The following is a 1,132-nucleotide window of genomic DNA, read 5'->3' on the forward strand; positions in this document are numbered from 1 at the left end:
AAGTTCTTATAGAAGTTGCATAGCTGCTCCCCCACTTTCTCATAAGAATATTGCTCTTCGATTATTTGATAACCGTTCTTAGTCAGTTCCTGCCCCAGTCTTTCGTCCTCGAATATTCTTTGCACATTCGAGGCTATTTGTGTTGCTGTATCAGCTATTAGGCAGTTCTTCTCATGAGTTAGTTTTATGCCTTCGCATCCTAGAGTTGTTGTTACTAGCGGAACATTATTCGCCAAGGCGTCGAGCACTTTTAACTTAGTCCCTCCGCCATCGAAGATGGGGGCAACAATAACTGAAGCACTGGAGTAATGCTCAACTAAGCTATCCACGAAGCCTAAAAACTGCACTTCTGGGGTGTCTCTGTACTTTTCTTTAATTTTCTCAGATGCGCCTTCGCCGATCACCTTAAAATGAAATCGTACATTGTTCGCTTTGAGTAAAGGTATTACTTGCTCGATGATAAACTGAACGCCTTCTAAGTTTGGGTACCACGACAGCCCACCGACAAATAGAATTGTATTGTCTTTCGGTGCATAGTCACGCGACACGTCAGACAAACTTATTCCGTTAGGAATAGTTCGAATGAGTGCGTTCGGAACTAGCTGCGTCAGGCGCTTCGTGTCATCATCCGAGCATGTGACATGTGCGTGGTATTTGTTTAGCTCTGTCTGTTCATATTTTGTGAGCTTTATGGCTTCCCATTTAAAATATATTCGCTTAAGAAGGTTTTCTTCTTTTTGAGCTCTTCTGGTCATCATATGTGACTCGATATTGTGATGATCCATCACAATGGTCGATTTGTTCTTTCCAGCTAGAATGGCGCTATAGAAAGGGTCGAGAGATACGGTGTCAAAATGAATCAGGTCATATTCATTGTCAGCTGTGAGTTGGTTTAGAGTCTGGAATACATTCTCGGACTCAAGCCATTTTATAGTGTAAGGCATACGTGATAATAAGCTGCTAACAATTAGCTTTAACCTAGTCCATTTATTCTTTTCTGTAGGTATGTCGAAAGTTACCTTGTTCGATGCGAATTCAGCCACTTTTTCTAGGGCTTCTCGAGTCCCTTTAGCTGAATCAGAATAAAATCCGGCCATTAATCGAGGCTGGTTGAACATGACTATATCTATGT

Annotated in this window: 1 protein-coding gene; it reads right to left on the bottom strand. The window is 41.7% G+C overall.

Translation table 11 applies throughout. The annotated features are described in order from the left end of the window. On the bottom strand, positions 1-1,118 hold a 1,118-nt coding region (locus tag A3750_RS11480), incomplete at its 3' end, for a glycosyltransferase family 4 protein (RefSeq protein ID WP_068548281.1). Positions 1,119-1,132 lie beyond the last annotated feature (14 nt).

Source organism: Oleiphilus sp. HI0079, from assembly GCF_001635105.1.